Here is a 13403-nt window from a genome sequence, read left to right as displayed (position 1 = left end):
TAGGGATATATCTCGATGATAAAGTTGGCGTTTGTCCTATTGGGCTGTTTTTTCAGCGCGCTGGCTTTTGCCTATCAGCCGCAGGAAGGCGACATTATCTTCCATTCGTCTACTTCATCCCAAAGTCAGGCCATTCAGTTTGCTACCGGTTCCCGCTATAGCCATATGGGAATAGTGTTGTTTAAGCAGGGAAAACCCTATGTTTATGAAGCGGTTGCCACGGTGCGATACACACCGCTGGATCGCTGGATCAAACGCGGTGCCCGCGGGCAGTATCTGGTGAAACGGTTAAAGACGCCATTGACCGCAGCGCAGGTCAGGCAGCTGCATGAGCAAGGAAAAGCCTTCCAAAACAAGCCTTACGATCTGACTTTTGATTGGTCTAATGAACGGATGTATTGTTCCGAACTGGTGTGGAAAATGTATCAACGAGCCACCGGGCTAGAAATTGGTCAATTGCAAAAGGTGAGAGAGTTTAATCTGACCGCACCGGCCGTGCAGCAAAAAATCAAAGAGCGCTACGGCAAAAATGTGCCGCTGGACGCACCGGTAATTTCCCCGGTAGCGATGCTGAACTCGCCGTTGCTAAAAACTGTTCCATTATAATCGAGACTCAATATCTGTTTTATTTCTGATTGCAGGATATCCCATGATTCAATGTACCTTTATGCTGGTTCCCGGTTATACCAATTCCGGCCCCGAACACTGGCAGTCATTTATCGAACGCAAATATATCAATGCAGTGCGAGTTGAACAGAAAGAGTGGGATAATCCGGATCGTGACACGTGGCGGGAGAGGCTGGCTCGCGCTATCGACGGTATTCCCGGTAATATTTTTCTGGTAGGCCACAGTTGCGGTGCCATTACCGTGACTCAGTGGGCAGAGCGTTACCATTCCGGCAAAGTGATTGGCGCATTATTGGTCGCTCCGGCCGATGTGGATGCCATTACGGCACCGGCGGCTATTCAGGTGCAGCGCCCCATTCCGTCAAAACCGTTGCCGTTCCCCAGCACGCTGATTTGCAGTGATAATGACGAATATCTCTCGCTGGATCGCGCGCAGCAGTTTGCCAGTCAGTGGGGCAGTGAGAGGGTGATAAAATCAGGCGGTGGCCATTTTCATACGGCGGCGGGCTACGGGGAATGGCCGGAGATTGAAAATATGCTGGAAAGTTTGTCTGGCTTTAAGCTGATTAAAAAACAGCATTCAGCGAGATAAAAAGCCTGGGGAAAAAAAGGTAGCCGTTGGCGGTTGATGACAGATATTCCGCCTGCGGCCACTGATATTCAAGGCCGCAAGCGGAAGGGGGAAAGCGCAGACAAAAATAACCGGACGGTTAATAACCCGCAGGCACCTTTTTCTGGCTACAGTGCCATAGGTTTAATCAACTGCAATATCGCACCCAACCGATCGCGCTGCGCCACGCTCAATTCTTTTCCGGCCGAGTAACCGAGGTTTTGCATAATCAGTTCATTGAGGCCAACCAGCCAGTCATAAATATAAAACGCGGTGGTATTGGTTGGCGTTAGAGCCAAACGAGTCAAACGTTGGGATGTGCCCCAGTTTGCTACCGGTTTTTCTGGCTGAGCAAAAATCTTATGCCCGCGATTAATCCGGCTGTCTGGACGCTGCGCCGGTTCAATTTGCAGGAATCCCAACCAGGCGACAAAATCACCCAGCACGGTTAACGCACGCGAAACTTGTTGATCTGCCAACTGTTCCCGCGGTGTACCTGGCAGTTCCTGATCGGCCAGTTTGCGCTGTAGGGCACCTTCCATATCCAGACGAATACTGGCGGTAATCAGTTCTTCCATCAGCATTTCAATCGTCGGCTTCGACACGCCCAGCAGAGCCACTAATGGGCCATTTTCTGGCAAACTACGCAGATGGTTGATCCAATAGCGGTATACCTCTTTGGCATAGCTGAAGTCGTTATTTGTCGTGAATGATGGGGTAACGTCGAGGTTTGTGTCGACATCTTCCTGTAATTCGCTAAATAAATCGATTTCAATCCCCACACTGAAGGGTTCGCTACTGGTTTGGGCTATCTTTTGATCGGCTCGCGGTTGTTTGGTAACCCTGTGAGATTGTTGCAGGAATAACCGCAGCAGTTCCTCTCTGGCAGGTAATAAACGCTCCAGCAGTTCACCGTGAACGCCGGTACGAGTTTGCAGGGTTTTAATCAAAGTTTCGGCAATGCGCTGTCTTTTCTGCGGATCGCTGACACCTTCGGAGTGATACCAGTGGCCGAGCAGATTATCCTGCAACTCCCGTTGCAATTCATGCAGTTGCTCCGTCAGGCGCTCGCCTTTAATATTTCGGGCGATTTCTCCGATTAAATAGGTCGCCATTCGTTCGGTACCGCGTTCATCCAGCGCTTGCACCGAGCCCCAGCTATCACCGGGATTGCCAACCTGACGCTGTACCGCTTCGTCATAATGCTGGCCATGAGTGACGCGTTGATCGAAAGGAGTGAGCGCCCAAATTAGCCCCGGATGACGACGTGCACGCACCTGCGCATTTTCTCCCTGAGTTTTTTTTTACCCAGTAATCCAATGCCTTGGCGACTTTTTTCACCTCAGAACGTTGACCCGCGGCACTGCATAACATCAGCAGGTTAATAGCCTGATGGTCGGTATAGCGATCCAGCAAATATTCACATTTGGCGCGCAAAAAATTCTGTGCCAACGGGTAACGCGGCAAATTTTCGGATTCGCTTAACATAGGCGTATCAAGCTGGGCTCCCCAGTTGGGCAGATCTAGCATATCAACGGTGGCAAAAGCCGGATCGCGCGGGGCGGAGTGTAGCGGGATGCATAGCTCGGCGCTCAGTAGCGTGAGCTCAGATAGTGACAATGTCACTTCCCGTTGTTTTTCCCCCTGACAGAGCGGCCTAACCTGAACCGAAATATCCGACGGCGCATTCAGGTTGGCCAGCGTGGTCATATTCATCAGGCCGTTCGCCGGTAACTGTAGGTCATCAACTAATACGCTCAAAGGTGCCAATACCACAGTGGCGCCGTTAAGATGCTGTAAAGTATGCGCAAAGTGACGATAAGCTGCCGTTAACGCTGGGATTTCGCCCCATAACAGCGAGAACAAACGCGCGCGATCGTCTACGCTCAGGCAGGGCGCCAGTTCGATAGCCGTGGGCCAGAAATGCGTATTCAGTAGGGACTGGCTGTTTTTATCCTGACGCAGCAAATAATCCCACAGCGTCACCACATCATCTTCCGTGATACCGCTCACGGCCTGACTTTGGCGATGCATCGCCAATAAGTTGAGATGTTCGGTGATAGAGTGGGCATCAGGCTGGTAAAGTGCCTTTTCCTGTAAAAAATCATGCAGGAAGATGTTGGCCGTCATCTTGGCTAAATCGGTTTCATTGAGCAAAGAGAGCCGTACCGGATAAGCGCGATCTTCTGGCACATTCTGGCGGGTGAAACGGGTTGCCAATGCGGTAGCCTGATTATCCGGATTGATATGCATCAGATAATCATAGGTTTTATCCCCTAAGCGGGTTTCCAGCTTATTGTCGCCGTTAGTGGTCAGCGCGGTAATCAACGCGGATTTCCCCTGCTGAGACTGACCAAAAAACCCGATGGTCATTGCTTCAGAAGAAATAACTGACAAACGCTGAGCCTCACTCCTATGGCGGCGCAGTTTGATTTTTAGCCGCTCAGCTTCGGTATCCAGACGTGGAGCCTGCTGGCGACAGCTTTCAATCCAGCCAAAACTGTGATCAATGCCTTGCACAACCGCCTGTAACTGATGGGTGAGCGTGGCCGACAGCTGTTCGGGTGTTAAAGATTTCATTTTTTAAATACGCTCCCACTGTCGATCCAGTAATGCGTCTCGCCGGTGCCATTACCGGCCAGAGTATTCAATTTCAGTCGTAAATGTTGCAGCGGCACGCGGCTGCCGTCTCCGAGTAACGCTTCGGCAATTTCGAATCGTTCCGGACTGTTATCCTGCACACCTTTCACCAGCGCGAGTCTTACCCGCAGATCTCCGTCGCCAGCCACTTTTCGCGCTAATTCTGTATCAGTAATCGACAGAGTATAGAGTGGCGAAGCGGGCCAGCGTTCGTTATCCAACTGACGGAACCCCAGACACAGCGCGCCGCGCACGGGGAAACTGCCTTTCGCCGGTAACTGGTAGGACGGTGAATCCAAATCGATATCGCTGTAATACAGATTATCCGTACTTAGGGTGTTATTGCTGTCCAACATACCAAGATAACGCACGGTGGAATAAGGCTGAAAATCACCGGCTTTAAAATAGAAGCCCGGCAGACGCAGATCCAGCGCCAATAGGCACAGCATGGCACCGACGGCGGCAGTGGATTTCGGATTATCAATGCGACCCAGTTTGTTAAACGGATACCATTCACTGGTGTGATAACCATCCAGCGACAAAATCCGGTTCGTTGGCAACGGCTGTAAATGGCGGAATAGCGCGGCGATACCGGGGAAGCGGGAAGGACGGCCGGTCAGCAGCAAAACGTCGCAATCGTATAGCGACACCACTTCACACAGCGAACGCAGGCTTTGGGTCAGGTTCATTCGGTTGGAAAGAAACTCGGCGTGCAGTTTGCTGAGTTTAACGATCAGCGCAACCTGAAGAATATCAAAAGGCTCAGCATCGGCGCGCAGCTCACGCTGCACTTCGGTATTCAGATAGTCCAGCACGCGCGCGGTGGGAGCCTGAATCAGCAATTCGCTAAAGCTAGCGTCGATCTCGGCGCTGCTGTCTAACGGATCGAAACCTTCATATGCCTGTAAAATGGCGCGCCCCAGCGGCATAAATAGCTGCAAAGTCACTTGCTGACGCAGTGTCGATTGCCCATCGGCGCGGCCATCATTGCCGAATAATTTAGTCATCAGCAGGTCAGGAGCAGGCACACCGGATTTTTTCAGCGCGGCCTGCACCGCTGGCAAGACATAAAGCTGAATCACATCCAGCAAAATATCGTCGCCGGCGACTTTAAATCCTTCTCGGAACAGCAGGCGCGGGGTGATTTTTACGTTGCTGCCAACGCCATCATCTAAAACGTATTGAGTAATCGCCAGATCGGTGGTGCCGCCGCCGATATCGATCGACGCAATACGCAGACTTTTCCCTGCTGTTTCATCTGCGGCGAGCTGTTTATCCGGACGCGCCATACTGGCGAAGAAGGCTTCGGTGCGGCCACCGAAATTCACCTGAGTTTCGTTATACAGATAAACCATCTGTCCGCAGGTGGCTTCATCCCATTCCATGTGAACGTCTGGCACAGGTACGCGGCTTTTGGCTTTATCTTCAGCGCGGGTGAAATCATCGTCCATCGGATGCCAGCCCAGCGCTTTCCAGATGAGCCCAATGGCTTCATGCATCCGGCGACGGAATATTTCGCGCTCCGGTTTCGGCATGGCCGACGGCAGCGTCAGAATAATATTACGCAATTGGCGCGGTGCGGTGGCATGGTTCATTTTCTGCCGCTGCGCTGGGCTGTTAATTTGCATTAACGCTTGCGCCAACAGTTCCGACAACATGAAAGTCATCAAGGCGCTGCGACTGTAATGAGGGGAAAATACCGGTAGACGTTCTTCCAACGGCAAAGCGTAGAGTGGCTGGCCTTCGTCATTGATCAGATTGGTCAACGGTAGGGCGATCGCCGGCGCTTCTCCGTGAGATTTGGTGGCGGTACGGCTAAAACGCCAGCCAGGAGTGAAACTCTCTTCATCCCATAAGTAGCGGCGCGGGCTGGAAATACCGGTTGCACCTTCGGTACCCTGACGCAGCAGCGCCATTCGGCTGGCTTCGCGGCCTACGCGCGCGATCGACGGCCAGACAAAGGCGTCGTCCCGGCCACTTTCCACCGAGAAATTCTGCTTGCCGAAGGCCGCTTGAGAAAATTCGACGCGGCTTTCAAACAGTTCATTATACAAAAAATGTGGCTGGCCGAGATCCCGCAGTTGTAGCTCGTAAGACTGCTGCAACCCGTTGATTCCGTCGCCGTGATCTTCCACCAGAACGCCGCACGTGTGGGAATTCCCTACGTCCAGAATCAGATCCACGTTCACCGCGGGCTCTTGCAGCGTGGCGGTGGTCATTTTGATGTCCGGTATGCCTAATTGCTTACCTAACATATCCAGCAGGTTGAGATAGTGCGCCTGATATTCAAATTCCCGCAGCGAGGCCTTAATTTCGCGCTCGGTACGTTGTTCCTGCTGGCTAACCTGTTGAATAAAAGTTTCCCGCAGCCAGCCGTCTACCCAGGTCAGATCGAGAAATTCACCTAATTCATCATTTTGATATGCCAGCGCAAAATGCGTGCCGGTATCAATATCATGCTCGGTGGGCGCCAGGAATTCGTTATCGTGACCTTCAGGATAAACCTTGGTATCAAACGCCAAACAGACACGGTGAGTATTGCCGTCCTGATCCGGGGTTTCCAACGCTAAAATCTGCATCCGCGCCCAGTTATCCGGGCCACCGATAAAGTTACGCGGCGGATTAAAGCGTAAGAAAGGTAAAGGCAGCCAGATGTTCTCCAGCAACTTAAGTGACTGATCCAGCGGGAAACTGAATTCAGGTTTCACCACTTCAGGCGCTGAACCCGCCACCGGTAACAGGTATTTGCCACGTTCTTGATTAAACATCAAACGCAATAATGGGCCATTGGCGCTTTTACGCACAAAGGCATGGGGCAAATCGGCATCCACGACGGGCGTTAAGGCAAAGTCCAAAAATTGAATCCCGCTGTTCTGAATCAGCGTAATTCGTTGTTTATAATCCGTGATCGTTGCCAGCATAGTGTTTATTTACTCTCACGTTTCATCGTCATTGGAAGAAGGGTTTCAGCGTCATAGCGGCCGGTACATTCAGCGGGGCCGGTCAGGCCTTGTTTGCACACCAGTTCGGGAACCTGGTAACGGGAACCATCGCTACAGCGGGCCTTGGTACGACTATTGATCACCAGATTGCCAGATTGCATCAGACCGGCATTAACATTGACCCGGCAACTGATGTTGTCACCATAGGTGATGCGGGCGGTGCCTTTGCCATCATTTATCTGGTATTTCAGTACCGGTGGTTTGCCCGTCAGTGGATCTTTGATATCCACAAATACACGCCAGCGGCCATTCAGAAACTTGGTGGAGCCGATTTTTACCGCGTCCGCTGGCAATACCAACGCATCTTTCGGAATCGGCACGGCAACGGTTTCTACTGCGGCAGCCACAGGTGGCTCAGGTACGACTGGAGCGATCACTGTCGCATGAGTCACCGGCAATGGGTTTGGCAGCCGCGCTTCTGAGGTCTTTGTCGGCGCGGGTTTTTCGACTTCTGCCGCAGGTTTGTCTGCCGCTGGTTGGGCGGCGGCCACGATAGGCGCGGGTTTAGCTGCCGAAGCTGGATGTTTTGAAGCAGGATGTTCTACCGGTTTAGTGGCCGGTTTGGTCACGGTTGGGCTGACTGCAGGCTTAGCTACGGGGGCAGGCTTGGTCGCTGACAGTTGCAGCGCTAAAACCGCAATCACGGCGGCGGCCGGTAACAATAGCCATAAACGCAGGCGACGCCAGCGGTTTGGCGGCACCGGCTGGTTTTCTGCTACTGGCGGTGGCGGCGGGGCAATCACCGGCTCGGGGATCGTCGGCGGTATGGTCGCGGCAGACGCTGTTTTCGGGCTAACCGGCGCAGCCGCTGGCATCATCTCAACGGCTGGCTCATGCACCGTGGCACGCAGGCAATCCAGAGCGTCGGATCGGGATTTTTTATCCAGATTGACGAAACCCCAGAAGGTAATGACTGGTTTGTCATCTACCAAATAAACGTGATTCTGATCGGGAAATTGGAAGGCTTTTGCCAACAGCGCGCCGAATAGCTTATGACCGGTTTTTTCCGCCTGCTGAGCGCGTTGGCTAATCGCCGCCACCGTGGCCTGGCACATTTCCAGTTGCTTTATGGCCGAAGTGCGCTGGCTATGGCTGGCCGCAATCCAGGAGGTAACCTTGCCTGATATAGGGGAATACCAATCCATGCGGTCGCCGTCTTCATTTGGCTGAGGAATCGCCAGACAGTCAGCAATATGTTGCTGTTTTCTTAAGCGTAACGCTTCCCGAAGCTGGAGTGCCGAAGCATAAACCGGTTGCCCATTTTCGCCCAAGGCAAGCATGTCATCTAAATTTCCACTGCGTAAAAATGATTTTGCCACGCAAAAGGGACCCTTTATGAGAGATGTCTAACGCAGAAAATAATGTGTTATCTGCAACAGCGGATACTTTAATTCTCATTAACACCAATCAAACGCTTGAATAGGTGGCAAAACCACCCCTTGTTTATCAAAAACAATCGCTATACGGAATAAATTGACGCGAAAAGATAGGGGCGAACCAGGGATAGTGTACAAAAGAGGGACATTAAAGAAGAAAAGCGGGAAACAAGGCAAAAACGCCGGTACTCCTAAGCAGACCGGCGTCGCGATAACAATTATAGTCAAGCATCACCCATGGGGTTTATGCACCGAAATCAACGTCAAATGCCTGATAGAAAGCATTACCAGAGTTCGCCACGATCCAAAGCAGTACAATAACGTGATGGCCTTTTTTACCTGTAGGTAAAAGAACCTGATGGTTGGTTTTTGCTACCAATTTAGCCTGATGTGAGTAATAAGGCACGAACGGGTAGAAATCTTCGCTGAACGGAGCCACTTCCAGCTGATCGCGAGTGATGCGCGCCTGCGGATTCCAACCGTCCTTAGTAATAAACCAGCGATAACCGCGAGTGGTGTGAGGGGCGGTGTAGGCCCATTTGACGTCAAACAGCTCGCCAGGTTTTACCGCAATTTTAGGCCAACTGAAACTGTCATCGGCTTTGCCCAGCGCTCGCAGCTTTTGCTGCATTTCCTGATCGGTAAAGTTGACCGATTCACGGTTGCCTGCGTGGCCGCCGCTGAGAATCAACCCATCCTTAGGAGGAATATTACTTGGATTATCCGCCTGGAACGGCGCAGGAACCGGACCCGCGTTTAAGTCAGGGAAATTTTTCCCGCCTTCCATTTCATTATTTTCCCATTCGCCGATTAATCCTAAATCGGTTGCCACTAATCCGCGAGTTTTAGGAGTAGTAATTCGGCCATGTCTCAGTTGTGAATTGTTAGTCGTCATATATTTCTCTCTTAATTTAAAGGGTGTAATGTTGTTATTTATAGCGCCTATAACCTTGAAGCCATTTGGCGCTACCTTTTTTCTCCCTTGTGGGAAGTCCTAGATTCCACATCTTTACTGGCCAAATCAAATGACATAACACAGGTAACTACTTAATAAATAATGGTATTGAATATCAGATATGGGCGTGAACTTATTATTCAAATGGCAGTGATTGGCACTATCTGATTTCTTACAAATAAGGTAAGAATCGAGAGAAAATAAATAAACTGTTCGACGCTGATTAATTCGGCATGAATAAAAGGAGGGAGGGAGATAAAGTCGGAAAGTCGGAATTACCGTTTGGCGCAGATAGTCTCCGTTATAGCTATTTCATATGGCTTACTCGCTGACCACGGGGAAACCGCCGCAGGTCAGCTCTGCCAACATTAGCTAGATATCCATGATTGAAACCAACGCATTCACGTCATCCGACACTATTAACGATAAATTCTGAGTGATTTTTTCTACTGGCCAGTCCCACCATGCTAGTTGCTCAAGTTTAACAATCAGGTCTGGAGCAAAACGATATTGAATGACTTTTGCTGGATTACCGCCAACGATCGAATAGGCCGGTACGTCTGAGGTTACGACAGAACGGGACGCGATTATCGCGCCATTACCGATATTCACTCCCGGCATAATTAGCGCTTCAAATCCTATCCACACATCATTGCCCACCACAGTATTGCCTTTAAACGGGAGATCTTCAGGAGAAGGGGCTACTTTTTCCCAGCCGTTTCCAAATATTTGGAAAGGATAAGTCGAGACGCCTGATATCTTGTGATTTGCACCATTCATAATGAACTTAACACCTCTGGCAATGGCGCAAAATTTCCCAATAATCAATTTATCTCCAATAAATGGGAAGTGGTACAGAACATTGCGCTCAAAATCCTCGGAATTATCAGGATCATCGTAATAGGTATAATCTCCGATAATAATATTGGGATTAGTTACCGTATTTTTGATGTAACAAACTTGCGGAAAACCCGCCATAGGGTGTTTGTTAGTATGATCGGGGCCGTTTATATTATTTACCATGGTTCCTTCAGCACTGAGGCCATTTTCAGAAAATCTGTCATCCATATAGCAGACAGAACACTATAGATGATTTCGGCAGTAGTCAGCTTGGAATGCTCCATTTTGTGCAGAGAGCCATACTGTTTATTTCACAAGAAAGGATTCAGGAAGGTGGCTCTGTTTGTTCTTCTGATAAAACTAAATCACTATATCAATCATTTCCTAAAGACGACTATATTAGTAAGCTAAATCAAACGCCTTACCCTTTGCTTTAAGGAGATATTTTGAAAAAAACGCAAGATAGTGTTCATCTCACTGCATCGGAGGCGTTGGATAAACTCGAGGCGCTGTACAGTGCGGCATTAGTTGCGTTGCGAGAAGCTATCAGCGACTTTGTGCACGAAGGAAAACTGCCCGATGCGGCAGAACGTGCCAAAGGTTTATTTGCCTATCCTCAGCTAAGCGTCAGTTGGGAAGGCCAGTTCCGCGACAATATTCGTACCCGCGCTTATGGACGTTTTTCCCGAACCGGCTGCTACAGCACCACGGTGACGCGCCCAGCGTTGTTCCGTCGCTATCTCACCGAACAGTTGACTCTGTTGGAAGGTGAGTACGGCGCACGTTTTGAAGTGACGCCGTCACAAATAGATATGCCCTATCCCTTTGTGATCGACGGTTCAGATCTGGTATTAGACCGCACCATGACCGCCGGATTGGCGCAGCACTTTCCCACCACCGATCTAGCCAAGATTGGCGACGGTATTACCGATGGATTGGATACCGCGACGGAGAACTTCCCGCTGTCTCACTTTGACGCGCTGCGCACCGATTTTTCACTGGCGCGTTTGAAACACTACACCGGTACGCCAGCCGAACATATTCAGCCTTATATTCTATTTACCAATTACAGTCGCTACGTGGATGAGTTTGTCAGTTGGGCCTGCGAACAGATTCTCGATCCGAGTAGCCCTTATGAGGCATTATCCTGCGCCGGAGGCACTTTTATCACGGCGGAAAACGCCGATCCGCAAAAAACCACTTCGGATTTGGCGTGGAAAAAACATCAAATGCCGGCCTACCATTTGATCGCTAAAAACGGGCAGGGAATCACGCTGGTGAATATTGGCGTCGGTCCATCCAATGCCAAAACGATCTGTGACCATTTGGCGGTTATGCGGCCTCATGCCTGGCTGATGATTGGACACTGCGGCGGACTGCGGGAAAGTCAGGCGATTGGGGATTACGTGCTGGCACACGCTTATTTGCGGGATGACCACGTTCTGGACGCCGTATTACCGCCGGATATTCCCATTCCCAGCATTGCCGAAGTGCAGCGGGCGCTGTATGACGCGACCAAAGCGGTTAGCGGAATGCCGGGGAAAGAGGTTAAACAGCGGTTGCGTACCGGTACGGTGGTCACTTCGGACGATCGTAACTGGGAGCTGAGATTCTCTGCTTCAGCGCTGAGGTTTAGCCTGAGCCGCGCCGTCGCCGTGGATATGGAAAGTGCGACCATTGCCGCTCAGGGTTATCGTTTCCGCGTTCCTTACGGTACTTTGCTGTGCGTTTCGGATAAACCTTTGCATGGAGAAATCAAATTGCCCGGTCAGGCGAACCATTTTTATGAGGGGGCGATTTCCGAACACTTGCAGATAGGTATTCGCGCCATTGATTTGTTACGCGAAGAGGGCGACCAATTACACTCGCGTAAATTGCGCACCTTTAACGAGCCTCCGTTCCGTTAAACTTTCGCTACCTACGCTTTCAGAATGCGACGACAGCGTCACCGAATGAGTGACGCCGTCACTTTTAATCAACAAGATTGGGTCTAAAAAATCTTATCAGTTTCTGTTCCCGCCTTATTATCATCGCTTACGCGCCATTTCCACGGCATTCGCTGATACCAGGATTGTGGCACCGGATGCACAATCGCTCGCAGCGCACGGGCATAATCCATCACTAAACCCGGCGTCCAGGCCATGGTTATTGCTCGTCGTCGAACCTGAGCTGCGATCCACAGTTCAGGCATAAACAAGGTTCGTAACGCTGGCCGCCAGTGTTTCCCCTGTTCGGCCAGTACGCCATCTAATGACGCTTCTAACGCGTATGCTACGCTGCTGGAGCAATTACGTGATGTCAGGTTATAGGTTTTCTGGCGCTGATAAACGTCCCAATAGCGCAAAAGCGCCGGACCGTTGTATTCATGGAATAATATTTTTCTGTCTGATTCACACCAATTGGCCGCTTCGGTGGCGTAATCCGGCTGAAAACTCCCGTCAACGTCGTTATCGCGCGTAGCCTTAAGCAACCGCAAGAACTCGGATGGAGAACGATCGATATCCGCTGCGGGATACAGACTGATGTACACTTTCGGCGATAATTCCAGCGCCGCATGGCCGGTGGAAATCACCCCTTGTGTATCCACCGCCGCAATATAGCGATTGATCACTGGGCGCGGAATGGTTCTGGCACTCGCGGCACCTTCTGGCGTCCAGATATGCACGGTCAGTGGTCCAGTGAAATCCACATGCTCAGGTGGAAGTGCCCTCGGTTTTGCCGCAGACTTTTTGGTCAATCCGGACAGAATATCCGAAGGAGCCAACAGCGCGAATACCGAAGTGCCTTCACTCAACTGGTTGGCGCGCCTTGCCAGCAGTAGGGTATTCACCCCGCTGATAAACATTAGGACACCCAGAAAGAATGACACAGTAGCCTGATAGTGCGTGGGATAAGGGCTAAACATAAACATGGCGAATAGAATCTGACAGCCTCCGCCGGCCATTGCCTGTTTCCAGCGGGGATAACGAACCACCCAGGCGGAAGCAATCACTAACGCACCAATAATGAAATAGGCAAAGCCGAAGATAATCGCCAGCAGCAGATTACTGTAGGTTTTATTCGACAGGATCAGCAGCGCCACGAAACAAAACAACCCGCCTTTAAAATACAGCACTGCTTTTTGTGCGCCTACGCCGCTGGCGGCCACGCTGAGCGTCACCAGACTTTCCAGTAATAGCAGCACGCCAAAGGTCTTTATGGGAAAATACAGCGTACCATCGATACCATCGATAAAAATCCCGATGCCAATTAATCCCCAGACTGCGCCAAGAAAACCAAGAAATCGGGCTTTGGAGCGGACAAAATCAACGCCAAATAACAGCAGGGCGATTTGAATCATAGTAGGCATCTCT

General features: G+C 50.8%; 8 protein-coding genes and 1 pseudogene. 3 read left to right on the top strand and 6 right to left on the bottom strand.

Annotation, left to right across the window (positions count from 1 at the left end; all coding sequences use genetic code 11):
* Positions 1–18: 18 nt before the first annotated feature.
* Together PL78_RS05360 and PL78_RS05355 are read left to right on the top strand one after the other, a co-directional pair.
* Positions 19–606 (top strand): YiiX family permuted papain-like enzyme, encoded by a 588-nt coding sequence (locus PL78_RS05360; protein ID WP_064518266.1) that lies wholly within the window; start codon positions 19–21, stop codon positions 604–606.
* Positions 607–649: 43 nt separating this feature from the next.
* Positions 650–1219: an RBBP9/YdeN family alpha/beta hydrolase gene (locus tag PL78_RS05355; RefSeq protein ID WP_064513779.1), complete on the top strand. Its 570-nt coding sequence runs from the start codon at positions 650–652 to the stop codon at positions 1217–1219.
* A 146-nt stretch (positions 1220–1365) separates the two neighbouring features.
* On the opposite strand, the pseudogene PL78_RS05350 reads toward PL78_RS05355, so the two are convergent.
* The 5 genes and pseudogenes from PL78_RS05350 to PL78_RS05330 form a co-directional block, all read right to left on the bottom strand.
* A pseudogene (locus PL78_RS05350) lies at positions 1366–3817 on the bottom strand (putative virulence factor).
* Positions 3814–6798, bottom strand: a complete 2985-nt coding sequence (locus PL78_RS05345; RefSeq protein ID WP_064513776.1) for a virulence factor SrfB — start codon at positions 6796–6798, stop codon at positions 3814–3816. Before PL78_RS05345 ends, PL78_RS05350 begins: the two are co-directional and overlap by 4 nt.
* A 5-nt stretch (positions 6799–6803) precedes the next feature.
* Complete coding sequence (locus PL78_RS05340) at positions 6804–8198, bottom strand: SrfA family protein (RefSeq protein ID WP_064513775.1); 1395 nt, start codon at positions 8196–8198, stop codon at positions 6804–6806.
* Positions 8199–8499: 301 nt separating this feature from the next.
* The gene (locus PL78_RS05335) at positions 8500–9150 is read right to left on the bottom strand and encodes a lytic polysaccharide monooxygenase auxiliary activity family 9 protein (RefSeq protein WP_064513774.1); all 651 of its coding nucleotides are present in this window, start codon (positions 9148–9150) and stop codon (positions 8500–8502) included.
* A gap of 432 nt (positions 9151–9582) precedes the next feature.
* Positions 9583–10233, bottom strand: a complete 651-nt coding sequence (locus tag PL78_RS05330) for a Vat family streptogramin A O-acetyltransferase (protein WP_071889752.1) — start codon at positions 10231–10233, stop codon at positions 9583–9585.
* Positions 10234–10496: 263 nt separating this feature from the next.
* On the opposite strand from PL78_RS05330, the gene PL78_RS05325 reads away from it, so the two are divergent.
* Positions 10497–11957 (top strand): AMP nucleosidase, encoded by a 1461-nt coding sequence (locus PL78_RS05325; protein WP_064513772.1) that lies wholly within the window; start codon positions 10497–10499, stop codon positions 11955–11957.
* An 83-nt stretch (positions 11958–12040) separates the two neighbouring features.
* On the opposite strand, the gene PL78_RS05320 is transcribed toward PL78_RS05325, so the two are convergent.
* Positions 12041–13390: a hypothetical protein gene (locus PL78_RS05320; RefSeq protein ID WP_064518263.1), complete on the bottom strand. Its 1350-nt coding sequence runs from the start codon at positions 13388–13390 to the stop codon at positions 12041–12043.
* Between the last annotated feature and the right edge of the window lie 13 nt (positions 13391–13403).

It is taken from the genome of Yersinia entomophaga (assembly GCF_001656035.1).
GTDB lineage: Bacteria > Pseudomonadota > Gammaproteobacteria > Enterobacterales > Enterobacteriaceae > Yersinia > Yersinia entomophaga.
The sequence above is the reverse complement of the archived record's forward strand: the minus strand, read 5'-3'. Positions and strand labels throughout refer to the sequence as shown.

Coding starts and splice junctions, on each gene's coding strand:
- PL78_RS05355 (WP_064513779.1), top strand. CDS start 650: ATGATTCAATGTACCTTTATGCTGGTTCCCGGTTATACCAATTCCGGC.
- PL78_RS05345 (WP_064513776.1), bottom strand. CDS start 6,798: ATGCTGGCAACGATCACGGATTATAAACAACGAATTACGCTGATTCAG.
- PL78_RS05335 (WP_064513774.1), bottom strand. CDS start 9,150: ATGACGACTAACAATTCACAACTGAGACATGGCCGAATTACTACTCCT.
- PL78_RS05330 (WP_071889752.1), bottom strand. CDS start 10,233: ATGGTAAATAATATAAACGGCCCCGATCATACTAACAAACACCCTATG.
- PL78_RS05320 (WP_064518263.1), bottom strand. CDS start 13,390: ATGATTCAAATCGCCCTGCTGTTATTTGGCGTTGATTTTGTCCGCTCC.